This window comes from Streptomyces sp. WP-1, assembly GCF_030450125.1.
Taxonomy (GTDB): Bacteria; Actinomycetota; Actinomycetes; order Streptomycetales; family Streptomycetaceae; genus Streptomyces; species Streptomyces incarnatus.
Window position 1 is genome coordinate 1,400,918 of the sequence record NZ_CP123923.1, and the last position, 22,165, is coordinate 1,423,082.

General features: G+C 73.7%; 19 protein-coding genes. 4 read left to right on the forward strand and 15 right to left on the reverse strand.

Going from position 1 to position 22,165, the window contains the following annotated elements:
* Positions 1-9 precede the first annotated feature (9 nt).
* From QHG49_RS05840 to QHG49_RS05875, 8 genes are all read right to left on the reverse strand, one after another.
* Positions 10-1,203, reverse strand: coding sequence for a glycine C-acetyltransferase (locus tag QHG49_RS05840; RefSeq protein ID WP_301487573.1), 1,194 nt, complete (start codon positions 1,201-1,203; stop codon positions 10-12).
* Positions 1,204-1,293: 90 nt separating this feature from the next.
* A complete protein-coding gene (gene tdh / locus QHG49_RS05845) occupies positions 1,294-2,322 on the reverse strand; it encodes an L-threonine 3-dehydrogenase (protein WP_301487575.1) in 1,029 nt (342 codons plus the stop codon).
* Positions 2,323-2,515: 193 nt separating this feature from the next.
* Entirely contained in the window at positions 2,516-3,091 is a 576-nt protein-coding gene (locus tag QHG49_RS05850; protein ID WP_301487576.1) for a GAF domain-containing protein, read from the reverse strand.
* Between the two features lie 62 nt (positions 3,092-3,153).
* On the reverse strand, positions 3,154-3,756 hold the full coding sequence (locus QHG49_RS05855) for an ATP/GTP-binding protein (RefSeq protein ID WP_145492214.1): 603 nt from the start codon (positions 3,754-3,756) through the stop codon (positions 3,154-3,156).
* Entirely contained in the window at positions 3,734-4,105 is a 372-nt protein-coding gene (locus tag QHG49_RS05860; RefSeq protein ID WP_125210842.1) for a DUF742 domain-containing protein, read from the reverse strand. The genes QHG49_RS05855 and QHG49_RS05860 overlap by 23 nt, the downstream gene beginning before the upstream one ends.
* Positions 4,106-4,107: 2 nt before the next feature.
* Positions 4,108-4,542, reverse strand: coding sequence for a roadblock/LC7 domain-containing protein (locus QHG49_RS05865; RefSeq protein WP_145492209.1), 435 nt, complete (start codon positions 4,540-4,542; stop codon positions 4,108-4,110).
* A 100-nt stretch (positions 4,543-4,642) separates the two neighbouring features.
* Positions 4,643-6,547: a sensor histidine kinase KdpD gene (locus QHG49_RS05870; protein ID WP_301487584.1), complete on the reverse strand. Its 1,905-nt coding sequence runs from the start codon at positions 6,545-6,547 to the stop codon at positions 4,643-4,645.
* Between the two features lie 334 nt (positions 6,548-6,881).
* Positions 6,882-7,298, reverse strand: coding sequence for a cupin domain-containing protein (locus QHG49_RS05875; RefSeq protein WP_145492207.1), 417 nt, complete (start codon positions 7,296-7,298; stop codon positions 6,882-6,884).
* A gap of 97 nt (positions 7,299-7,395) precedes the next feature.
* Here QHG49_RS05875 and QHG49_RS05880 point away from each other — a divergent pair, with 97 nt between their 5' ends.
* Entirely contained in the window at positions 7,396-8,064 is a 669-nt protein-coding gene (locus QHG49_RS05880) for a TetR/AcrR family transcriptional regulator (RefSeq protein ID WP_145492205.1), read from the forward strand.
* An 18-nt stretch (positions 8,065-8,082) separates the two neighbouring features.
* Here the strand turns inward: QHG49_RS05880 and QHG49_RS05885 are convergent, their stop codons facing one another.
* Positions 8,083-9,249, reverse strand: a complete 1,167-nt coding sequence (locus tag QHG49_RS05885) for an MBL fold metallo-hydrolase (RefSeq protein ID WP_301487587.1) — start codon at positions 9,247-9,249, stop codon at positions 8,083-8,085.
* Between the two features lie 162 nt (positions 9,250-9,411).
* On the opposite strand from QHG49_RS05885, the gene QHG49_RS05890 reads away from it, so the two are divergent.
* Complete coding sequence (locus tag QHG49_RS05890; protein WP_301487589.1) at positions 9,412-10,623, forward strand: Glu/Leu/Phe/Val dehydrogenase dimerization domain-containing protein; 1,212 nt, start codon at positions 9,412-9,414, stop codon at positions 10,621-10,623.
* A 4-nt stretch (positions 10,624-10,627) separates the two neighbouring features.
* Positions 10,628-11,245, forward strand: a complete 618-nt coding sequence (locus tag QHG49_RS05895; protein ID WP_186337983.1) for a TetR/AcrR family transcriptional regulator — start codon at positions 10,628-10,630, stop codon at positions 11,243-11,245.
* Between the two features lie 188 nt (positions 11,246-11,433).
* Here QHG49_RS05895 and QHG49_RS05900 read toward each other — a convergent pair whose 3' ends face one another.
* Positions 11,434-12,747, reverse strand: a complete 1,314-nt coding sequence (locus QHG49_RS05900; protein WP_301487593.1) for an amidohydrolase — start codon at positions 12,745-12,747, stop codon at positions 11,434-11,436.
* Between the two features lie 180 nt (positions 12,748-12,927).
* Here QHG49_RS05900 and QHG49_RS05905 point away from each other — a divergent pair, with 180 nt between their 5' ends.
* Positions 12,928-13,101 carry a thiazolylpeptide-type bacteriocin gene (locus QHG49_RS05905; RefSeq protein ID WP_037657426.1) on the forward strand — a complete coding sequence of 58 codons (174 nt, stop codon included), beginning with the start codon at positions 12,928-12,930 and terminating at the stop codon, positions 13,099-13,101.
* A gap of 70 nt (positions 13,102-13,171) precedes the next feature.
* On the opposite strand, the gene QHG49_RS05910 is transcribed toward QHG49_RS05905, so the two are convergent.
* The 5 genes from QHG49_RS05910 to QHG49_RS05930 are packed head-to-tail and all read right to left on the reverse strand — an operon-like array spanning position 13,172 to position 22,026.
* The gene (locus QHG49_RS05910) at positions 13,172-15,139 is read right to left on the reverse strand and encodes a TOMM precursor leader peptide-binding protein (protein ID WP_301487601.1); all 1,968 of its coding nucleotides are present in this window, start codon (positions 15,137-15,139) and stop codon (positions 13,172-13,174) included.
* Positions 15,136-15,888 carry an ABC transporter permease gene (locus QHG49_RS05915; RefSeq protein ID WP_145492196.1) on the reverse strand — a complete coding sequence of 251 codons (753 nt, stop codon included), beginning with the start codon at positions 15,886-15,888 and terminating at the stop codon, positions 15,136-15,138. The genes QHG49_RS05910 and QHG49_RS05915 overlap by 4 nt, the downstream gene beginning before the upstream one ends.
* A complete protein-coding gene (locus QHG49_RS34050; protein ID WP_370530430.1) occupies positions 15,885-18,275 on the reverse strand; it encodes an ATP-binding cassette domain-containing protein in 2,391 nt (796 codons plus the stop codon). Before QHG49_RS34050 ends, QHG49_RS05915 begins: the two co-directional genes overlap by 4 nt.
* Positions 18,272-19,342, reverse strand: a complete 1,071-nt coding sequence (locus tag QHG49_RS05925) for a lantibiotic dehydratase C-terminal domain-containing protein (protein WP_301487603.1) — start codon at positions 19,340-19,342, stop codon at positions 18,272-18,274. The genes QHG49_RS34050 and QHG49_RS05925 overlap by 4 nt, the downstream gene beginning before the upstream one ends.
* Entirely contained in the window at positions 19,339-22,026 is a 2,688-nt protein-coding gene (locus tag QHG49_RS05930; RefSeq protein WP_301492708.1) for a lantibiotic dehydratase, read from the reverse strand. The genes QHG49_RS05925 and QHG49_RS05930 overlap by 4 nt, the downstream gene beginning before the upstream one ends.
* Between the last annotated feature and the right edge of the window lie 139 nt (positions 22,027-22,165).

Here is a 22,165-nt window from a genome sequence, read left to right on the forward strand (position 1 = left end):
ATCCCCTGGTCAGGCCGCCAGCTCCGCGCGCGCCGCGATGAACGCGTCCACCGCCCGGTTGACGTCCTCGGTGGAGTGCGCGGCGGACAGCTGGACGCGGATGCGGGCCTGGCCCTGCGGGACGACCGGGTAGGAGAACCCGATCACGTACACGCCCCGCTCCAGGAGCAGCTCGGCCATGCGGCCCGCCTGCGCCGCGTCGCCGATCATCACGGGGGCGATGGCGTGGTCGCCGGGGAGGACGTCGAAGCCCTCCGCGGTCATCCGGGAGCGGAACAGCTTGGTGTTCTCGGCCAGCCGCACCCGCAGGTCGTCGGCGGACTCCAGCAGGTCGAGGACCTTGAGGGAGGCGGCGGCGATCACCGGGGCGAGGGTGTTGGAGAACAGGTAGGGGCGCGAGCGCTGGCGCAGCAGGGCGACGATCTCGGCGCGGGCGGCGACATAGCCGCCGGAGGCGCCGCCGAGGGCCTTGCCGAGGGTGCCGGTGATGATGTCCACCCGGTCCATCACGCCGTGCAGCTCGGGGGTGCCGCGGCCGCTCGGGCCGACGAAGCCGACGGCGTGCGAGTCGTCGACCATGACCATCGCGTCGTAGCGGTCGGCGAGGTCGCAGATCTCGCCGAGCGGGGCGACGTAGCCGTCCATGGAGAACACGCCGTCGGTGACGATCAGCCGGCGGCGGGCGCCGGACGCCTCCTTGAGCTTCGCCTCCAGGTCGGCGAGGTCGCGGTTGGCGTAGCGGTGGCGGCGGGCCTTGGAGAGCCGGATGCCGTCGATGATGGAGGCGTGGTTGAGGGCGTCGGAGATCACCGCGTCCTCCTCGCCGAGCAGGGTCTCGAAGACACCGCCGTTGGCGTCGAAGCAGGAGGAGTAGAGGATGGTGTCCTCCTGGCCGAGGAACGCGGACAGGCGCGCCTCCAGCTCCTTGTGCACCTCCTGGGTGCCGCAGATGAAGCGGACGGAGGCCATGCCGTAGCCCCAGCGGTCCAGTGCCTCGTGGGCGGCGGCGATCACCTCGGGGTGGTCGGCGAGGCCGAGGTAGTTGTTGGCGCAGAAGTTGAGGACCTCGCCGGGGCGGCCGCCGGCGGTGACGCTGACGGTCGCGGACTGCGGGCTGCCGATGACCCGTTCGGGCTTGTGCAGGCCGGCGGCACGGATCTCGTCGAGGGTGGTGCGCAGATCGTCGCGGACGGTCTCGAACATGACAGAAGCTCCTAGGTGATGCGGGTGGCGTACGCCGAGCGGGTGACGTACGGCTCACGCGGTCCGGTCGGGTTACGCGGTCCGGTCGGGTTACGCGGTCCAGTCGAGGATGACCTTGCCGCCCTTGCCGCCGGCGGCGTCCGCGAAGGCCGACTCGAAATCGCGGTAGTCGTACCGGCCGGTGATCACGGGGGCGAGGTCGAGGCCGCCCTCCAGCAGCACCGACATCGCGTACCAGGTCTCGAACATCTCCCGGCCGTAGATGCCCTTGATGGTGATCATCGAGGTGACGATCCGGGCCCAGTCGACGGGGAACTCCTGGGCGGGCAGGCCGAGCATGGCGATCCGGCCGCCGTGCGTCATGTTGGCGATCATGTCGCGCATGGCCTCGGGCCTGCCGGACATCTCCAGGCCGATGTCGAAGCCCTCGCGCAGCCCCAGCTCCCGCTGTCCGTCGGCGATGGTGGTCTCGGCGACGTTCAGCGCGAGGCTCACGCCGATCTTGCGGGCCAGCTGGAGGCGCTCCTCGCTGACGTCGGTGACGACGACGTTGCGGGCGCCCGCGTGCCGGGCGACGGCGGCGGCCATCAGGCCGATCGGTCCGGCGCCGGTGATCAGGACGTCCTCGCCGACCAGCGGGAAGGACAGCGCGGTGTGCACGGCGTTGCCGAACGGGTCGAAGATCGCGGCGACATCGAGGTCGACCGGGACGCGGTGCACCCAGACGTTGGTCGCGGGCAGGGCGACGTACTCGGCGAACGCGCCGTCGCGGCCGACGCCGAGGCCGACGGTGGCCCGGCACAGATGGCGGCGCCCGGCCAGGCAATTGCGGCACTTGCCGCACACCAGGTGGCCCTCGCCGCTGACCCGGTCGCCGACCTGGACGTCGGTGACGCCCCGGCCGACCTCCACGACCTCGCCGACGAACTCGTGCCCGAGCACCAGCGGGGTGCTGATCGTCTGCTGCGCCCAGCCGTCCCAGGCCCGGATGTGCAGGTCGGTGCCGCAGATACCGGTCCGCTGGACCTTGATCAGTACGTCGCCGGCCCCGATCGCGGGCTCCGGGACGTCCGTCAGCCAGAGTCCGGGCTCCGCCTTGTCCTTGACCAGCGCCTTCACTCGTACGGCTCCTGTGGGTGAGGTCCCGTACACGGGCATGCCGAAGGGCCGCGCCCGCACCGGGTCAGAGGGGTGGAATCACCCTGCAATCTGCCGCATGGACGCGCCGTAATCCATCGAGCTTTTCTTAACCGGCGCCTCAGCTTTCCTTCACGCCCCTCTTGTCATATGACTTTGCCGTACGAGCCGACCGTCAGATGGGCAGCCCGTCCCGTGCGCTGCGTTCGATCCGTACGACGAGATCGGCGGCCAGCGACTTGATCGTCTCCAGCCCTGCCCTGCCCCAGGCGCGCGGCCCGGTGTCGGCGGCGCACACGGTGCCGAGCGTCATGCCGGTGCCGTCGAGGAGCGGGGCGCCGAGGTAGGAGCGGATGCCGTACTCGTCCACGACCGGGTTGCCCGCGAACCGGGGGTAGTCGCGGACGTCGTCCAGGACCAGGGCCTTGCGGCGGACCACCACATGGGGGCAGAACCCGTGGTCGCGGGGCAGGGTCCGGCCCCACTGCGCCCGGCCGCCGTCCTCCCCCGGGAGCGGCGCGACGGCCGGGACGCACAGGCCGGCGAAGTACTGCCGTTCCTCGCCGACGAAGTTGACCATGGCGTAGGGCGCGCCGGTGAGGCGGGCGAGATGGTCCGCGAAAGCGTCGAGCGCGGGGTCGGGGCGCTCCCCGAGGCCGAGTGCCCGCAGCCGCCGGACGCGGGCGGGGGCCTCCTTGTCCTCGGGGGTGAGCAGCAGACCGCGGACCGGCCGGGACGGCTCGTAGCTCATGGCCGGGCTCCGTCGCTGTGCGGGTGCCTCATCTGGGGAACTCCGTGGGCGGTCGGTCGGGTTCACCGGTGCGCGGCGCCGTGGCTCGGCGCGTGCTCCGGGGTGTGGGCGAGCAGATGGCGGACGAGGGCCAGCAGGGTCCCCACGCCGGAGCTGGAGATCCGGGCGTCGCAGCGCACGACCGGCACCTCGGGGTCGAGGTCGATGGCGGCGCGCACCTCCTCGGTGTCGTAGCGGTGGCCCCCGTCGAACTCGTTGACGGCGACGATGAAGCCGATTCCGCGTTCCTCGAAGAAGTCCACGGCGGCGAAGCAGTCCTGGAGCCGGCGGGTGTCGGCGAGGATCACCGCGCCGAGCGCGCCCTCGGACAGCTCGTCCCACATGAACCAGAACCGCTCCTGCCCGGGGGTGCCGAACAGGTAGAGCACATGGTCCGGATCGAGGGAGATCCGGCCGAAGTCCATGGCGACCGTGGTCTCCATCTTGTTCTCGATGCCTTCGAGGCTGTCGGTCGCGGCGCTGACCGTGGTGAGCAGCTCCTCCGTGCTCAGCGGGGCGATCTCGCTGACCGCGCCCACGAAGGTGGTCTTGCCGACCCCGAACCCGCCCGCCACGAGGATCTTGAGCGCGGTGGGGAACGGGTCAGAGCTGTCGTCGTAGTCCATCGAGCACTGCCTCCAGCAGGGACCGGTCGGTGGGAGTGTGGTGGAACGCGGGGGGCTTGGTGGTCAGCGCTTCGCAGTCGACCAGGTCCGCGAGCAGGATCTTGGTGACCACGGCGGGCAGTTTCAGGTGGGCGGCGACCTCGGCGACCGAGACGGGTGCCCGGCACAGGTCGAGCGCCTGGGCGTGCTCGGGGCCGAGGTAGCCGAGCGGGGTGACCCCGGTGGCCATCACCTGGGAGATCAGATCGAGTGCGACGCTGGGTTCGGTGCGGCCGTTGCTGACCGTGAACGGGCGTACCAGCCGTCCGGCCGCGTCGTCCAGCCAGGGCCCGTCGCCGGCCGCGGCCACGCTCAATGCCTCGGCGCCGTGGGTCCGCCGGCGTGTTGCCTGGGGGCGGTGATCAGGTAGGGGCGCACGCTCTTGACCAGCATCGCCATCTCGTAGCCGAGCACGGCCGCGTCGGCCTCGCGGCCCGCCATCACGGCGAGACAGGTGCCGGATCCGGCGGTGGTGACGAACAGCAGGGTCGAGGCGAGTTCCACGACGACCTGCCGTACGTCGCCGCCGTCCCCGAACCGGACGCCCGCGCTGCGGCCGAGCGAGTACAGGCCGGAGGCGAGGGCGGCCATGTGGTCGGCGCTGTCCGGGTCGAGGCCGTGCACGGCCTTCACCAGCCCGTCGCAGGACAGGAGCACCGCGCTGCTGGTGTGCGGTACGCGCTGCACGAGGCCGCTGAGCAGCCAGTCGAGGTCGGATGCGTGAGCGGTCGGCGCATCGCTCGCCATGGTGGATCGACTCCTTGGGGTCACGAAATTCGGTGGGAGCGCTGGGGGTTGGGGGGTGGTACGGCTCGTACGGGGCCCGGTGCGGGCCTGGTACGAGGGGTCAGCCGGCCGGTGCGCTTCCCTCGGACGGGCCGCTGGACAGGGGGGACGGGCCGGCAGAGGAATTCCTCAGGTCGCCCTGTATCAGGTGCCCTTGGGGTGGCTCCTGCTCCGGGCGGTGGACGCGCGGGCGCGCGGGCTCGGCGGGCGGGTGGACGGAGAGCGGTGCGTGGCCGGGGTGCCCGGCGTGCAGATGCTCACGGTCCGTTCGCGGTGGGGCCGCCTCGGCGAGCCCGATGCCGCGCTGGAAGGCCGCCATCAGTCCGGGGTCGTGGCCCCCGAGGGTGTCGCCCTCCTGCCGGGGCGCGGGGCCGCCGCGCAGCTGCGGGGCGAGGCTCTCCTGGGCCCGGCGGCGCGGCAGTTGGGGCCTGGCCATGGTGCCGCGCACCGTGTCGGCACGCGGGGTGGGCAGGACGCCGTCGTGCTCGTCGGCCACCGCGCGGTGCCGGGCGCGGATGCCGGGTGCGGCCTCGGCGGGGGTGGGGCGCTCGCGGTGGGTGTCGCGGACGGGGAGCGGGGGCGGGTCCTCGTGGGTATGAACTTCCGTATGCGCGGCGGGGCTTGGGCTCATCGGCGCGGGCGCGGGCACGGGCGCGGGTCGTACCGGCTGCGCCTGCTGTGCCTGCCACACCGGCGCGGGCGGTTCCACCCGGGGCTGTGCGGGCGGCAGGGCGGTGGTCTCCGGCGCGCACTCCGCCTGCGGCGTCCCCAGCAGGGCCTCGGGGACGACGAGTACGGCCTGGACCCCGCCGTAGATGTTGCTCTGGAGCCGGACGCCGATGCCGTGCCGGCGGGCGAGCTGGGAGACGACGTAGAGGCCGATGCGGCCGTCGGCCAGCAGGCTGGCGACGTTGACCTGGTCGGGGTCGGCCAGCAGGGCGTTCATCCGGTTCTGTTCACCGACGGGCATGCCGAGCCCGCGGTCCTCGACCTCGACGGCGAGCCCGGAGGTGACGAGGCCCGCGCGCAGCAGCACCTGGGTGCCGGGGGCGGAGAACACCGTGGCGTTCTCGATGAGTTCGGCGAGCAGGTGGATGACGTCGGCGACGGCGTGGCCGCGCAGTTCGCCGTCGATCGGGGGCACCAGCTTGACCCGGGAGTACTGCTCGACCTCGGCGATGGCGGAGCGCAGCACCTCGGTCATGCTCACCGGGTTGCTCCACTGGCGCCGGGAGACGGCACCGCCGAGCACGGCGAGGTTCTCGGCGTGCCGCCGGATGCGGGTGGCCAGGTGGTCCACGTGGAAGAGGCCCTTGAGCAGGTCGGGGTCCTCGATCTCGTGTTCCAGGTCGTCCAGGATGGAGATCTCACGGTGCACGAGCGACTGCAGCCGGCGCGCGAGGTTGACGAACACTTCGAGCTTCTGCTCGTTGCCCGCGTGGCTGGAGAGCTGGGCGGCCCGCACGACGGCGGTGACGGCGCCCTCGTGCGCGCGGGCCAGGTCGGCGGCGAGCAGTTCGAAGTCGTCGGCGTCCGTGGGCGCCCTGCGGCGGGACGGGCGCTGCGGCGGGGCCTCCCCCTGGCGCAGGGCGTCCACGAGTTCTTGCAGGTCGGCCTCGCCGCGCGCGGCGGTGCGGCGCAGGGCGTCGATGCGCTCGGCGACACCGCGGGCGGCGCGGTCGGCGGCCACGGCGGCGATCAGGATGCCCGCGACGGCCACGGTGACCGCGCCGCCGAGCACGGCCCACAGGACGGGGCCGGTGCGGGCGCCGGTGGAGCGGATGGTGAACAGGACGGCGGCGGTGGCGCCGAGGGCGACCGCGAGCGGGGGCAGCACGGCGAGCCGCATCAGCTGGGGCCGTATGTGCGTCTCGGGCAGTGCGGGAGCGGGTCGGGCGACCGGCCGCCCGTGCCGCCCGCCCTCCCGGCGGTCGGCACGGGTGGCCGGTGCGCGAAGGTGAGACATTCTGCGTCCTCGTACGGGTCCGTCGGGCCTGGGGTCGGACACTCACGGTAGTCGCCTCCGCCTCATGTGCGAGGGGCAGTTGCCAAACTCCCCCGCCCAGCGTCCCGCTCTGGTATGAGGCCCCGTACGAAAGACCGATGACCGGGTCGCGTGTGCTCCGATCGGGTCGAAAAATATCGATAAGGTCCGATCAAAAGCGGTCAGAAAGAGCGAGTGGGTCGGGACGGCCGACCAGGGCCGACCTCCCGGCCCGCAGCTCGGCCCAGGCCCCGCCCGACGGCGTTCACCGTTCGCCGAACCGCGCTCGCCCTCCCTCCCCGGACACCCGCGAATGTCACTGAGCGTGTCCCCCTTGGCCTTCGATGCGCTCGTGTCGCGTGCCCTGGCGCAGGGTGAGCGACATCAGGTCGCTGGGCGCGTCCAGCCGTACGCGGTGCCAGCGGCCACGGGGCACGATCACGGCGGAGCCCGCCCGCAGCCGCACCGTCTCCTCGGCACCGCCCGGCTCGGCGGGCCGGAAGTGGAGGCGGACGGCGCCGGTCAGGCAGCACACCGCCTCGTCCGCCTCCGGGTGCATCTCCCAGTGGTCGGCGTGCACATCGGCGTCCGTCTCCGCGTGGAACGCCGCGAGGTGCCAGGAGCCGGGGTCGCCGCCGGCCATCCGCCGCTCGGCGGCCATGACCCGGCCGTCCCGGTCGATGTGCAGCGCGGCGGCGAACAGGTCGACGGGGGCGAGGGGTGTCGTCGTCATGAGGGGTTCCTTCCAGCCGGTCCTCTGAGTTTCTATACTTGTAAGAAAAATAGCCCCGGCGCACCGCCGCTGTCGACCCGTGGGGGATGATGAGGGCATGCCGCAGCCGTCCGCACCGCGCAGGAACCCTGGCCGACCTCCCCGTTTCACCCGCGAGGAGGTCATCGGGGCGGCCCGCCGGATCGTGGCCGAGGAGGGCGTGGAACGGCTCACCATGCGGCGGCTTGCCACGGAGATCGGCAGCACGCCGATGGCGCTCTACCACCATGTCCGCAACAAGGAGGAGTTGCTCGTCCTGCTGCTGGACGACCACGCGGCGCGGACGCTGCGCCGGACCGGGATGCCCGCCGAGCCGCGCGAGCGGATCGTCGTCGCCGCCGCCGCGATCCACCGGGCGCTCGCCGACTGCCCCTGGATCGTGGAGGTGCTGACCGCGGACGACCTGATGTCCGCCGCCGCGCTGTGGTTCGTCGAGCAGATCGTCGACGGTTTCGTCGCCTGCGGCCTGACGCCCGAGCGGGCCGTCCACGGATACCGCGCGATCTGGTACTACACCGCGGGGGAGATCGTGGTCCGTACGACCGCGGACCGCCGGCGCGCGGACGACGACCGCCCCACCTACCGGGAGCAGGTCTTCACCGGCCTCGAACCGGGCGAACTCCCCCGCCTGGCGGAACTCGCGGACGCCTGGGGCCCGTTGACCGCCGAGGACACCTACCTCGACGGCCTGCGGGCCCTGGTGGAGGGTCTCACCGACAACGGCTGAGACCCCCGGATGTGTGCCTCAGCCGCGCTTCGGCGGCTCCGCGACCAGGGCGCCGACCGAGCGCCAGGTGCGGCGGACCTCGCCGGACACGCCTCGCCACCACGCCTCGGCCGGGAGCTTCCCGGCGGGCTCGAAGGGCTCGCCGGGGCGGGGCAGGGCGACCGCCTGGCCGGCCTCCTCGGCGACCTCCTTGGTCCACTCCCCCGGCTCGGCCCACGGGTGCGGGGCGAGGTTGAAGGTGCCCCAGTGGATCGGCAGCAGCACGCCGTGCGGGGCGCCGCCCTGGAGGTCCAGATGGGCGCGCAGCCCCTCGTCGGGACGCATGTGGATGTCCGGCCAGAACTCGCTGTAGGCCCCGATCTGCACCATCGTGGCGTCGAACGGGCCGTGGGCGGCGCCGATGTCCTTGAAGCCGTCGAAGTAGCCGGTGTCGCCGCTGTGGTAGATCCGGTGCTCCTCGCCGGCGACGACCCAGGAGGCCCACAGGGTGTGCTGGGTGTTGCGCAGGCCCCGGCCGCAGAAGTGGCGGGCCGGGGTGGCGGTGAGGGTGATGCCACCGATACGCGTCGACTCGTGCCAGTCCAGTTCGCGCAGCCGGTCCGGGGAGACGCCCCAGTGTTCGAGGTGGGCGCCGACGCCGAGCGGCACGGCGAAGACGGTGTCGGTCCCGGCCAGCGCCTTGATGGTGGGCAGGTCGAGGTGGTCGTAGTGGTCGTGGGAGATCACCACCACGTCGACGTCCCCGAGCGCGGCGAGCGGCAGCGGCACGGGGTGCAGCCGCTTGGGCCCGGCGAAGGGGAGCGGGGAGCAGCGCTCGCCCCACACCGGGTCGAACAGCACCCGGTGGCCGTCGATCTCGGCGAGCACGCTGGAGTGCCCCGCCCAGGTCAGCCGCAGGCCCGTGGCGGGCGGCCGGGCGAGGTCGGCGAAGGTCGTGGGGTGCACCGGGACGGTGCCTCTGGGGGCGCGCAGCGGGCGGGTCTCCTTGTCGAAGAAGACCTTCGCGAAGTCCAGCGTGGAGCCGGAGGGCCGGGTGCGCGCGGTGCCGCCGGGGTTCTGGAAGACGCCGTCCTTGAAGTGCGGGGAGCGGCGGATGCGTGCCAGCCGCTCACCGCCCGGGTCCGCGCCGAAGGCCGCCGGGCGCGGCACACGGGGCCCTGAGGTCGAGGAACGCGGACCGGTCACGGTACCTCCCGGTGGAGTGGTGGGGCCCTCCATTATGGTCGGCCCATCCGACAACCCGGAAACGACCCGGTACTACTGAATGCTGATTCAGTACGTTGACGAGCGCGGGACCCCGCCCGATACTGACTCGGCATTCAGTACGACGACCCCGAGGACCCGCCGATGACCGCCCCCTTGATCTCCCTCACCTGGACCGATCACGTGACCGGCAGGCAGGGCTTCCTCGTCGTGGACCGGCTGGTGCGGGGCGTGTCCAGCGGCGGGCTGCGGATGCGCCCCGGCTGCACGCTGGAGGAGGTGACCGGCCTGGCCCGGGGCATGACCATGAAGGAGGCCCTGCACTACGACCCCGAGGGCCGTTATGTCCCGCTCGGCGGCGCGAAGGGCGGCATCGACTGCGATCCGCGCGACCCGGCGGCGTACGGGTTGCTGGTGCGCTATCTGCGGGCGGTGCGGCCGTACGTCGAGAGCTGCTGGACGACCGGTGAGGACCTGGGCCTCACCCAGGACCTGGTGGACCGGGCGGCGGCCGAGGCGGGCCTGGTCTCCACCGTGCAGGCGGTGTACCCGCTGCTGGACGACGAGGCGGCGGCCCGGGCGCGGCTCGCGGACGCCTTCGCGGTCGAGGTGGACGGCATCGGCCTGGACGAGCTGGCCGGGGGCTGCGGGGTGGCCGAGTCGGTGCTGACCGCGCTGGACCGCGCGGGGATGCCGCACCGGGGGACGCGGGTCGCCGTGCAGGGCCTCGGCACCATGGGCGGGGCGACGGCGCGCTTCCTCTCAAGGGCGGGTCTGCGCGTGGTCGCGGTCGCCGATGTCGAGGGCACGATCGCCAACCCGGACGGCCTCGATGTCGAGGCGCTGCTCGCGGCGCGGGACGGCTACGGCACGGTCGACCGCTCCGCGTTGCGCCCCGCGGACCGCCGGCTGCCCGGTGACGCCTGGCTGGCGGCGGACGCGGAGGTGCTGGTGCCCGCGGCCGTGTCGTACGCCGTCGACGCCTCGAACCAGGCGCGGATCAGGGCCCGTTGGATAGCGGAGGCGGCCAACATGCCGGTGCTGCCGCAGGCGGAGGCGCTGCTGGCCGCGCGCGGGGTGACCGTGCTGCCGGACGTGGTGGTCAACTCGGCGACGAACGCCTGGTGGTGGTGGACCCTGTTCGGCGACATCGGCCCCGACGCGGAGGGGGCGTTCGCCCACGTCCGCCGTTCCATGCGCGCCCTGCTGACCCTGGTCCTCGACCGGGCGGCGGCCGACGGTACGACACCCCGCGCGGCGGCGCACGCCGTGGCGGCCGACCGGCTGCCGGTGCTCGCCGAGCGGTTCGGGTCGTACCGGCGGGACGGAGCGGGCGGAGTGGACGGACTAGGGTGACCGGGTGGCGAGAGTGCGGTTGAGCGTGGCCGAGCGGCAGGAGGAGCTGCTGCGGGCCGCCGTCGAGCAGATCGAGGCGCGGGGCGTGGCGGCGGTCAGGATCGCCGATGTGGCGGCCGCGCTCGGGGTGAGCAACGCGCTGGTGCTGTACCACTTCTCGACCAAGGAGAAGCTGGTCGCCGCCGCGTTCGCGCACGCCGCCGAGGGCGATCTCGCGCATCTGCGCAAGCTGCTCGGGCGGCGGACGACCGCGCTGCGCCGGCTGCGGGCCGCGGTGCGCTGGTACGCGCCGACCGGTCAGGCCAAGGGCTGGCGGCTGTGGATCGAGGGCTGGGCCGTCGCCCTGCGCGAACCCGCCCTGCGCGAGGTCACCCGCGAGCTGGACCGCCGGTGGAAGGCGGCCCTCGCCGAGGTCATCGCCGAGGGCGTCGCCGCCGGCGAGTTCACCTGCCCCGACCCCCGGGCCGCGGCCCTGCGCCTGACCGCCCTCCTCGACGGCCTCGCCGTCCAGCTGACCTCGTACCCGGGCTCGGTACCGCGAGCGCGGGCGCAGGAGTGGGTGGACGAGGCGCTGGCCCGGGAACTGGGGGTGGAGCGGGGGAGGTTGACGGGGCGGGCTTGAGGGGGCAGGGCCGCCGGGGCGGGTTCGACCGGGCGCCTGCCGGCTCCGACCGGGCCGGCCCCGGGCCCCGGCCGCTCATGGTCACCCCGTACGGGCGCCTGCTCGTGGGTGGTCGGCGCCGGAGCGGCGGCGTCCGCCGCCCGGCGCCGCCCACCACCTCAGCCGCACGCGGCCCTCGTCCGCCGCCCTCAGCCGATCGCCCTCTCCCCCGCCCCCAGCCGCGCCAACGCCCCCGTCACCATCGCCGTGATCCCCGTCTGCAACGTCAGCCGCACGCTCGGCAGGTAGCGGGGCGAGTGGTTCGCCGGCAGTGCGCGGAGTCTCGCCGCGGGGTCGGGGCCGGGGGCCGCGGCCCATTGGGCCGGGCCGGTGGCGCCGAGCATCCAGTAGCAGCCCCGGATGCCGCCGTGGCCGTGCAGCGGCGCGCCCGCGCCTGTCAGGAGCGGGAAGTCCTCGGTGGCCAGGGCGGGGGGCCAGGATGTGACGCGGGCGGCGCCGAACGCGGACCGGTGGGCGGTGCGCACGCCGTCGGTGACCTCCGGGTCGGTCACGGTGATCCCGGAGCGGGAGACGGTGGTGACGGTGACCCGGGGCCGCGGCGCGGCCGTCGCGGCCTCGGCGTGGGCCAGCCGTACGACGTCCGCGACGGCGTGGTCGAGGGCCGGTTCGGAGAAGCCGCGCAGGGAGACGAGCAGGTCGGCGCGGTCGGGGAGCACGTTCCCGGGGTGCCCGGTGTCCCCGGCGCGCAGCGCGGTGGCGGTGACGGCGGGGCGCCCGCTCTCCCCGGCCGCGACCTCGGGCAGCCGCGTCACCAGCCCGGCCGCCGCCCGCAGCGGGTCGGCGGCGAGGTGCGCGGTGGCGGCGTGGCCCCCGTCGCCCTCGAAGGCCACCGACAGGGTGCGGCTCCCGGCCAGCACCGGGCCCTCGGCGTGCGCCACCATCCCGGCCGGGAAGGGCGCGGTGTGCTGGGCGAGGACCTCGTCGGGCGGGGTGACACGGTCGTACAGGCCGTCCTCTAGCATGGCCCGGGCACCGCCGAGGGTCTCCTCCGCGGGCTGGCCGAGCAGGAGCAGCGTGCCCCGCCACCGGTCCCGCCGGGCCGCGAGCCAGCGTCCGGCGGCCGCCGCACAGGCGAGGTGGGCGTCGTGGCCGCAGGCGTGCATCACGGGCACCGGACGGCCGTCGGGCCCGGTGGTGGTGGCGGTGCTGGCGTACGGCGCGCCGGTGGCCTCGGCGACCGGCAGCGCGTCGAGTTCGGCGCGCAGCAGGACGGCGGGGCCCTCGCCGTTGCGCAGTTCGGCCGCGACGCCATGGCCGCCGATGCCGCGCAGCACCCGGTAGCCGTCGGCCTCCAGCCGGTCCGCGAACCGGGCGGCGGTGCGCGCTTCGGCGCCGGAGAGTTCGGGGTGGCGGTGCAGGTCGAGGTAGAACTCGGCCGTCGGCGCCAACAGGTCGGCCAAGCCCGGGAGTTCATAGGTGGTTCGGGTGGGTTTGGTGCTCATGTCAGTGGCTCCTCGGGCGGGTGTCAGCGAGGTGACAGCGAACGGCAAGGGGGGTGCGCGCGGACGCGCGTAGAACTGTGGAGTGCCGGAAGGCCGTGACGCTCCCGCGGTGGCGGGGTGGCGCGGTCCGCACCGCCCGGCCGGCTGTTTCGCACCGTCCCCGAAACGGAAGGAGTCGTCATGTCCGACAACGCCCTCGCCTCCCTCGCCCAGGAGATCCTGGACCTGGAGTCGGAGACCTTCGAGATCACCGACTACTCGGACGCCAGCGAGGTCATGCTCGGTTCGTCGACGAGCTGTTCCTCCACCAGCACCTGCTCCAGCACCACCAGCACCACCTCCTGCACCGCCTGACGTCCGACGTCGGCGGAGAGGTCCCCGGCCCTGCCGGGGACCTTTCGCGTTCCGGGCACGTCACGGTCGGTCAGGGGAAGGGGTGCGGCACCAGCCGCAGGTCCTCCTCCCGCAGCGGGGCGGGCACCAGCCCCGCGCGGTACGGCGCGGTCCGCAGCCTCGGCAGGTGCGGCGCCCGCTGGCGCGGCCAGCCGAAGTCGATCGGCAGCAGCCCGGGCGCGAGCGTGGCGACCGTGCGCAGACCCATCCGCCGCTGCTCCGGTGTGGTCTGGTCGACGGCGATGACATCGCAGTCCGCGTCGGCCAGCAGATCGCGCAGCAGCGTGACGTCGTCGAGCAGATCGGTGGTGCGGGGCCGGCGCCGGTCCCAGTCGGCGAACAGCTCGGCGAGCGGGGCCACTCGGGGCGGGGCGAGGTAGCTTCGGGCGTGCTCGCGCATGACGGGCAGCCCGAACAGGGCGGCGTGGTCGGGCAGTCGTACGACCTTGTCGAAGTCCTCTGCCATGGCGGCGAGTTCGGCGGGCCGTTCGGCGACCTGGCGGGGCAGGTGCGGGATGTAGGTGAGGATCTCGGAGAGCGCCGACTCCACGGCGGTCTCCGGGTCGAAGGAGGCGCCGGCCGCGAACGCCAGGGTGCCGGGTCCCTCGTCGCGGCGGACGGCGAGGCCGGTGACGACCGGTACCGGCAGGTCCACCCGGTTGTCGAAGACATGGACGTCGTAGCCCTGGAGTCCGGCGCGGGCCGCCATCGCCCGTACCCGGGCGCCGCCGACCGAGTCCAGGTCGATCTCCGGCAGCGGCAGGTCGCCGTACCAGCCGAGCAGGAAGGCGTCCCGCTCCAGGAGTTCGAGCAGTCCGAAGAAGACCGCCTCCTCCACACCGGCGCCGGTGGCGCAGCCGTTGGAGCACTCGAAGACGAAGTTGTCCTCGCGGGTGCCCGCGCTGTAGTAGACGAGCCGGGCGGGCACCAGTACGGGCCGCTCGTCGCGCAGTGACCAGCCGGTGACCCAGGGGATCGGCCTGGCCGGGTCGAAGGGTTCGACCATCGGGTCCTCGGCGTAGGTGCGCGGCGCGTACAGCCCGCAGGTGCGGGGGTCCAGGGCGCGGTCGCCGAGGTCGTCGTAGGCGGCGGTGACGACGGGGGCGCGGTGGCGGCGGTGGGTGCCGGCGTAGCGCTCCAGTCCTTCCAGGAAGGCCAACTCGCGGCTGCGGGCGAAGGAGTTGGCCTGGCCGCTCCAGGTGACGTCGGTGAGCCCGGCGTAGCCCCGCATGAAGACGCTGCCCGCGACCGGCGCGGTGGTGGGCGAGGTGACGTCGATCCAGGTGCCGCCGCCCAGCACCCCGCACACCGGGTTCGCGAGCCCCTTGACCGGCACGGGGAAGTCGCCGGGGCGGCCCGAACGGTATGCGTCGGGGCCGGTTTTGGGGCGGGAGGTCAGGGGTCCCACGGTGTGCTGGGCCGCCGCCTCGGCCACGGCTTCGGCGGTCGCGGGGCGGCAGTGCGGGCACATCGGGTCGGGCAGCAGCGGGAAGGTGCGGACCTGGAGGGTCGCCAGGTCGAGTTCGGTGACCCGGGGCAACTCCCCGTCGGGGCCGGGGGGTTCGTGCCGGGCGGCGCCAGCGGCGATGAGGCGGTGCAGGGACCAGACGGCGTCCACCAGATGGTCGGGCAGGGCGGGCCAGGGACCGGCGGCCGTGGTCCCGGTGCCGGTCTCCAGCGCGTCCCTTTCGGTGCGGGTGCGCAGCCGCTGGCGGCGCATCGCGAGGCAGGTGCCACACGCCCGGCCCGCACTGCCGGTGCCGCCCCAGGGCCCCAACAGCACGGCCTGGGCGGTGAGATGGATCTCGGCCGTGTGCGGGGGCACCGGCGTGGCCGGGACGGGACGGTCGCCGAGGACGTTGCTGTCGCCGACGCGGGAGACGGCGGGGGCGGGCAGCAGCCCCGCCGCGGCGGCGCGGGCCGCAAGGCGGTCCTGGAGGGCCGCGCGGGCGGCCTCCAGGGGTGCCGCCGCCGGGGCGGGGGCGGTGACGGTGGTCATGTCCGGTTGCTCCAGCGGAAGATCCGGGTGGCGATCAGGCCGAAGATCAGGGCGAAGACGACGAGTCCGACGCAGTCCAGGCCGATGTCCCCGAGGTCGCCGCGCCCGCCCATGGCGTCGGTGAGGCCGTCGTTGAGGTAGTGCAGCGGCAGCACCTTGGCGACCGTGCGCAGCCAGCCCGGCATCAGGTCGTCGGGGAAGAACGAGCCGGACAGGAAGGCCATCGGCACCATCACCAGGTTGGCGATGGCCGCGACCGACTCCGGGGTGTTCGCGAGGCTGCCGACGACCAGTCCCATGGCGAGGAACGCGGTGACGCCGAGCACCAGCAGCGGAACGCCCGCCCACCAGGGGCCGTTGAGTTTCAGCCCGAAGAACGGCAGCAGTGCCACGGCGGTGAACAGCACCGTCTGCGCGGCGGCGACACCGAGGGCCAGGGTCCAGCGGGAGGCGATCAGCGAGCGCAGCGGGGTCGGGGTGCGCCAGATGAGCCGCAGCAGGTCGTCACGGCGCCACTGCATCAGGGCGAACCCGACGGAGAACACGCACGCGTTGCCGACGCCCCACGAGAGGACGCCGGGGGCGGTGTAGTTGATGGAGGCCATCCCGCCGTTGACGCGCTGGCCCTGGAAGATGAGGCCGAAGAGGACCAGGAAGGCGAGCGGGAAGAGGAAGGTGAAGAAGAGGGTCGTACGGTCGCGCACGCTCGCGATGTAACCGGCCCTGGTCAGTGCGGCGTAGGCGGTCAACTGCGGTGCTCCGTTCCATGGCCGGTGAGGCTGAGGTAGGCGTCTTCGAGGGTGGCGGTGCGCACGGTGACCGACTCGATGTCGACGAGGTCGCCCAGCGCGGTCAGGACGTGGTTGACGGCCGAGGTCTCCAGGACGAGTTCGTCGCCCTCGACGGTGGCCCGGTCCACGCCGGGCAAAGCGAGCGCCGCCTCGGGCGTCAACTCGGCCGCGGGCAGCAGCAGTCGGGCGGGGGCGGCCAGGGAGCGTATGAGGCCCCGGGGGGTGTCCAGGGCGATGATCCGGCCGCCGGCCACGATCGCCACCCGGTCGCACAGCGCCTCGGCCTCGTCCAGGTGGTGGGTGGTGCACACGATGGTGCGGCCCTCGGAGCGCAACGACCGCAGCAGCGCCCACAGTTCGCGCCGTGCCTCGGGGTCGAGGGCGGCGGTGGGCTCGTCCAGGAAGATCAGCTCCGGTTCGTGCAGCAGCGCGGTGGCGATGGCGAGGCGCTGCCGCTGGCCGCCGGAGAGATGGTCGACGCGCGCGTTCTCCTTCTCGGTGAGCCCGACCCGCTCAAGGGCGATACGCACCGCGTCCGGGTCCATGCCGTAGAGCGCGGCGACGGTGCGCAGGTGCTCGCCCGCGGTGAGCCGCGCGAAGAACGCGGACGCCTGGGTCTGGACGCCGATCCGGGCGAGCAGCGCGGTGTCCCGGGGCCAGGGGCTCTGGCCGAGGAGGCTGACGGTGCCGCCGTCCGCCTCGCGCATGCCCTCGACGATCTCCACCAGGGTGGTCTTGCCCGCGCCGTTGGGGCCGAGGATGCCGAAGAACTCACCGCGCCGCACGGTGAGGGAGACGCCGTCGAGCGCGGTGACCTCCCCGTACCGCTTGATCACGCCGTCGAGGACGACGACCGGCTCGGTGGTGGCGGCGGGGCCGGGTGCGATCCCGGTCTGTGCGTGGGGTTCGTTCATCTCGCCTTTCCTTGCGGGGTCCAACAGGGCTCGGGCACCAGCGACTTGACCGGGTCCCGGAGACGTGGAGGTGGGGGCGGCGGACCGCGCGGGGCCCGGTGCCCGGCTCTCGCCAGGGCCCCGAGTGCGGCCTTCGGCACGGCTTGCGTCAGGGTCTTCCGTACGGCTCTTCGTACGGCCTTCCGTACGGCTCTCGGTACGGTCTTCCGTACGGCGTCCGCGCAGCCGTCGGCCCACGTTGCCGAGCCCCCACAGCAGGAGGGCGGCGGCGAGCAGGGCGGTCGGCAGCCACCAGGCGAGGAGCGCCATGCTGTCCGGCAGCAGATGGCGCAGGACCAGCCCGGCGAGGGCGAGCAGCGCGGCCGTCTGGGCGGCGGTGAGCAGGGCGAAGCCGCCGTACAGCAGGCGCAGCCGGGGCGGGTAGGCGCCCAGGCCGGGGCCGCGGCGCAGCAGGGCGCGGGCGGCGAGGGCGGTGAAGGCGCGGCTGCCCTCGGCGAGCCCGGAGACGCCGAGGGCGTGACCGAGGGCGCGGTAGCCGTCGAGCGGTGCCAGCGGCAGCAGGTTCGCGAGGCCGGTGACGACGCCGAGCAGCAGCAGCGCCCCGAACGCGGGCCGGGCCTGGGCATCGGCCGGGAGCAGCAGCCACGCGACGTGGAACGGCACCAGGAACAGGAGGTTGGCGAGGACGCCGGCGCAGGCGGTGGCGACCTTGCGGGCCCGGCTGCCGAGGAACTGGACGTCGTCCACCTGGCAGTAGAGGTAGGTGGCGCCGAGGATCCAGCGCAGCCCGATCTCGCTGACATGGCCGCCCCAGGTGCGCGCGAACAGGCCGTGGGCGAGTTCGTGCAGGGCGAGGCTGCACCACAGGACGCAGCCGACGGCGAACAGCAGCACGGGCTGTTCGGCGGTGTGCACCGTCTGCCGCCACAGGGTCCCGGCGCTGAGGGCGACGGCGGCGAGCACGCCGACGGCCAGGGCGGTGAGCACGGCCAGCAGGGCGGGCCTGCGGTCCAGGGCGGTGAGCCGGTGCAGGCGGTCCATGAGGGCGGGCGCGTCGGCGACCATCCGGGTGTGCCCGGAGAGGAAGCCGCTCGGCCGCTCGGCGGGGGTGGGGACCGGGGCGGACGCGATGGGCGCGGGACCGCCGTCGAGGAGGCCCCGGGCACCCAGCAGCCGCAGCATCTGCCCCCACTGGGCCTCGCCGAGCCGGGTGCCGAACACGCCCGAGTAGGCCTGCCCGATCTCCTCCAGGGACCGGGTGCCGTCGAGGCGGGTGATGATGAAGTGCTCCTTGGCGCCGACCTCCAGGCGCCGTCCGGTGCGCGGGTCCTTCAGCAGATGGATGCGGGCCGGGCCGCGCAGCAGGCTGGGGCCGAGGACGATGTCGGGGCGCACGCGCGGCCGGGCGGCCAGGAAGGCGTCGGTGGTCATCTGCTGTCCTCCGGGGCGCCGTCGCGCAGGGCGCGGGCGAGGACGTAGGAGAGGAACGCCTCGTCCCGGACGGTGATACCCAGCCGGTTGTTGGTCATGTGCGTATACGGCGACAGAAGCATCGGCAGGGCGTGCGCCGGGTCGGTGGCGTGGATGTCGCGGGTGCCGTCGAAGGAGCGGAAGACCAGGTCGCCCTGTTCCGCCGACTTCGCGGCCCGGTCGCGGAGTTCGGCGCAGTGTGCGGCCCAGCCGCGCAGGAAGGCGGGGAGCCGTTCGAGTTCGCCGCACACCACCGCCGCGCGGATGTGCCGGAAGCGTTCGGGCAGCCGGTCGCCCATGGCGGTGTACGCCCGCTCATAGCCCTTGTCGGCGGTGTAGTTGGTGGTGCTGAACGCGTTGTTCCAGAAGCCGTGGTAGCGGTCGAGGAAGGTCAGCAGGGCCTCGTCGGCGGCGAGGAAGGTACCGGAGATGACCATCATCAGCTGGGCGGAGAGGCCGAGGAGCACCGTGCGCAGATGGAGGTTCATGGTGCGCGTGGCCTCGATGACGAGGTCGCTGGAGTGCTGGAAGTGCCATTCGGCGAGCGCGATCCCGGCGGGGCCGCCGTACTTGCCGTACTCGGGTTCGTAAGGGCGGTCCTCGAAGCTGTTGTTGGGGCGCAGCTTCATCCGTCCGTCGGGGCCGAGGAATCGGGCACGTTCCTCCTGACTGTATTCCAGGGTGAACAGGGTCTCGTACAGCTCGGCGAAGAAGCCCGCCTTGACCTCGTAGAGCGCGGGGCGTTCGCGCAGGAACGCGTCGAGGGCGGCGTGGGCGCGCTCCCGGACGGTGCCGGTGTCGGCGGCGCGGGCCGGCTTCAGGCGCAGCCGCAGATGGGGGCCCTCCAGCCAGTAGTTGATGAAGAAATACCCGGTGATCAGGCCCTCTTCGGTGAGCCGGTCCACCAGGGGCTTGACGCACTGGAGGAGCAGCGGGCGGGGGCTGGCCGCGTAGAAGACGTGCACCGCGAGCCAGCTGCCGGGGGTGTCCTCGGTGGTGGTGTCCACGGCGGGGGTGGGTGCGGTCATCGGGTTTCGTCCTTTTGGGGCGGGCCGGCCGGGGCGGGCAGCATCTCTACGGCGAGTTCGGCGACATGACGGCCACGGGGCGAGGTGACGTGCAGCTCGTCCTCGCCGGGAAGCATCTCCTCGAAGACGGTCCGGGCGCGTTTTCCGGCGAGGAGTCCTTCGAGTCCGGTGAGGGAGAGCGGGCTGGCGAAGTCGACGTACTGGGGCTTGGCGCCGCCGAACCAGCCGCCGGTCCCGGCGCCGTCGCGTTCCTCGTGCACGGTGGCGAACGCCCGCTCGGGCAGGCCGTGTTCGACGCGCCAGCGGTGCCAGCCGAGGTACCAGTCGGCGTCGGTGACGCCCGGGGCGCGCAGCGGGAGGTGTCCGTCGGCGACGGTCCAGGAGCGGCGCTGGAGGACGAGCGAGTGGTGGCGGACGCGGGGGCGGCGGGTGACTCCGGCGCGCTCGGGTCCCGTGGGCACACCGCGCCAGACGTCCGGCTTGGGGCGGGCGGTCGGGGAGAACAGCAGCAGGGTGCGGGGGATCTCGGGCAGCACCATGGGCACCAGGTAGCCGAGGTAGAGGGGGACGACCTCGCGGCCCAGCCGGCGTGAGCGCAGCAGCAGCCGGTCGGTGGTCTCGTCGTGCACGGCGTACAGGTCGTCCAGGTGCAGGCGGGCCTCCTCGGGTGCCGAGCTGGTCTCGCCGGGGCAGACGATCTCGTGGTCGGTCAGCCGGCCGTGCAGATTCAGGTTGGTGGTCGCGGAACCGGCGGTGACCTCCGCGAACACGGCCCCGGGCGGCAGCAGTTCACGCAGCTCGGCGCGGATCGCGGTGGTCGGTCCGGGGCCTTCGGGGCCGTCGAAGCAGTGGGTGAAGCGGGTGAAGGGGAAGCAGAGGCCGCCGAAGGAGTCGTTGAGGACGACCAGGGGGTCGCCGTCGCGGCGGGCCAGCTGGAGGAAGTGGCTGTACGGCTGGAACGCCGGGGCGGCGCCGCCGAGGGCCCCGGCGACCTCGTCGGTGAGGGCGTCGTCCAGTACGAACTCCTGTGCGTCCGGCGGGAGTTCCGCCCAGCGTTCACGCATCCGGGCGGTGAAGGTGGCGCGGGCGCGGTCCAGCGCGGTGATCTCGGGCAGGCCGAGCCAGTTCTCCTCCGGGGCGTGGCTGCCGTCCGGCAGGAAGTCGTCCTTGGCGGAGGTGAACTGGAGGTACTGCCGGAAGATGTCCTCGTGGAAGTCGTGCACCAGGCGCAGCAGATCCTCGCAGCGTCCGCCGCGGCCGAAGCGGGCGAGGAAGAAGCCCTTGAGGGTGAGGCGCTGGGGCAGCGCCACGTCGAAGGCGGGCAGCAGCCGTCCGAGCGAACGCAGCGGGCCCTCGGCGAGCCGCGTCCACTCGGCGAGGTCGGCGGTGGTGGTACCGGCCGAGACGTCCTCGTAGACGAGGGTCTGCGGGAGGGACAGGCGTTCGGCGCCCAATTCGGCCTGGAAAGAGTGGAGTTCGGACCGGAGCGCGTCGAGCAGGGCACGGCGGGCGGGTACGTCCGCCGCCGGGAAGCGGGCCAGGAGGTCGGCGGGGCCGTCCAGGCGGGCGGCGAGCGCCTCGGCCCACGGCCGGTCCAGGGCCCGCAGCGACCGCTGGAAGGCGCGCACCGGGTCGCCGCTGTGCACACCGGTGGCGAGGCTCGAAAGTTGCAGCATGCCGAGGTCGCGCAGCGCGGCGAGATAGCGCTCGGCCTCCTCGGCGCCGGCACCGGTGGTGGTGGCCAGCCAGAGCGCCAACTCACCGTGTCTCATCGGCCCTTCGTGGTCGCGCAGCAGGGCCAGCATGCCGTCGAGGGTGCCCTGGCGGCGCAGGAAGAACAGCCGGTCCTGGGCGGCGTCGAAGCTGACGGCGGCGCTGTCGTCGCCCGCCGTGACGGCCCGCTGGACATAGCGGACGCGGTCCTCGTCCAGCTTCCAGCCGGAGGCCAGGGCGATAGGGAGATCGGCGCGGCGCGCGGGGTCGGCGGCGACGAGTTCGGCGAGGCGGGCGAGCGCGACGACGTTCAGCCGGGGGTGGCCCGTCCAGTCGTCGCCGACCCGCGTGAGCGCCGTACCGTCCCCCTCGTCCCCGAACCGGCCGACGGCGACGCCCGTGAGCGTGCTGAACGGGCTGGTCTTGCAGGCGGTGCGGTACACGTACGACAGCAGGGAGCGTTCCATCTTGCGGGCGCGCTTGCCCGGTACCGGCGCCGGGTCGGCGGCGAACGCGTCCAGCCGTTCCTCCAGCGTGGGCGAGGCCAGCAGCAGGCCGCGGCGCAGCCGGTCGTCCAGGGCCAGTTCGCGCAGTGCGGCGCGGGTGCGGCCGAACCCGGCGGCGAGCACGGCCTCGCCCTCGGCCCGCAGCTCCTCCCAGCGGACCCGGGCCGCCAGCCACTCGGCGAGATCGGCACCGGCGGCCCCGCCGAGGCTCTCGGCGAGCGCGCGGGCCGCCGAAAGGTCTCCGGGCAGACGGTTGTTGAACACCTGGCGGCGCAGCGCGAGCAGCCGGCGGCGCAGCACCGCGTCATCGGTGCCGCCGACCGCCTCGGAGAGCGGATCGCTGAGCCGGGCGCCGAGCGCGGCGAGCCGGTCCTGCTCGGCGGCGGTCCGCGCGGCCCAGTCGGCGGCCTCTGGGGCGCGCAGGGCGGCGGCGGTCTCCACCGGGAGGCCGGAGACGCGCAGCATGAAGCGGTGGCGCAGGGTCGGGGTCGCGGGTCCGGCGGGGGTGTTCTCCGCGGACGTGGCCGACTCGACCGACGGGGCCGACTCGACCGACGAAGCCGCCGACGCCGATGCCGATGCGGCCGGGGTGCCGGAAGGCGAG

Excerpts from the sequence above, each read along its gene's own strand:
- QHG49_RS05900 (WP_301487593.1), bottom strand. The coding sequence starts at position 12,747 with ATGAGCACCAAACCCACCCGAACCACCTATGAACTCCCGGGCTTGGCC.
- QHG49_RS05865 (WP_145492209.1), bottom strand. The coding sequence starts at position 4,542 with ATGGCGAGCGATGCGCCGACCGCTCACGCATCCGACCTCGACTGGCTG.
- QHG49_RS05855 (WP_145492214.1), bottom strand. The coding sequence starts at position 3,756 with ATGGACTACGACGACAGCTCTGACCCGTTCCCCACCGCGCTCAAGATC.
- QHG49_RS05905 (WP_037657426.1), top strand. The coding sequence starts at position 12,928 with ATGTCCGACAACGCCCTCGCCTCCCTCGCCCAGGAGATCCTGGACCTG.
- QHG49_RS05930 (WP_301492708.1), bottom strand. The coding sequence starts at position 22,026 with ATGCTGCGCGTCTCCGGCCTCCCGGTGGAGACCGCCGCCGCCCTGCGC.
- QHG49_RS05875 (WP_145492207.1), bottom strand. The coding sequence starts at position 7,298 with ATGACGACGACACCCCTCGCCCCCGTCGACCTGTTCGCCGCCGCGCTG.
- QHG49_RS05925 (WP_301487603.1), bottom strand. The coding sequence starts at position 19,342 with ATGACCGCACCCACCCCCGCCGTGGACACCACCACCGAGGACACCCCC.
- QHG49_RS05890 (WP_301487589.1), top strand. The coding sequence starts at position 9,412 with ATGACCGCCCCCTTGATCTCCCTCACCTGGACCGATCACGTGACCGGC.
- QHG49_RS05850 (WP_301487576.1), bottom strand. The coding sequence starts at position 3,091 with ATGAGCTACGAGCCGTCCCGGCCGGTCCGCGGTCTGCTGCTCACCCCC.
- QHG49_RS05910 (WP_301487601.1), bottom strand. The coding sequence starts at position 15,139 with ATGACCACCGTCACCGCCCCCGCCCCGGCGGCGGCACCCCTGGAGGCC.
- QHG49_RS05840 (WP_301487573.1), bottom strand. The coding sequence starts at position 1,203 with ATGTTCGAGACCGTCCGCGACGATCTGCGCACCACCCTCGACGAGATC.
- QHG49_RS05880 (WP_145492205.1), top strand. The coding sequence starts at position 7,396 with ATGCCGCAGCCGTCCGCACCGCGCAGGAACCCTGGCCGACCTCCCCGT.
- QHG49_RS34050 (WP_370530430.1), bottom strand. The coding sequence starts at position 18,275 with ATGACCACCGACGCCTTCCTGGCCGCCCGGCCGCGCGTGCGCCCCGAC.
- QHG49_RS05870 (WP_301487584.1), bottom strand. The coding sequence starts at position 6,547 with ATGTCTCACCTTCGCGCACCGGCCACCCGTGCCGACCGCCGGGAGGGC.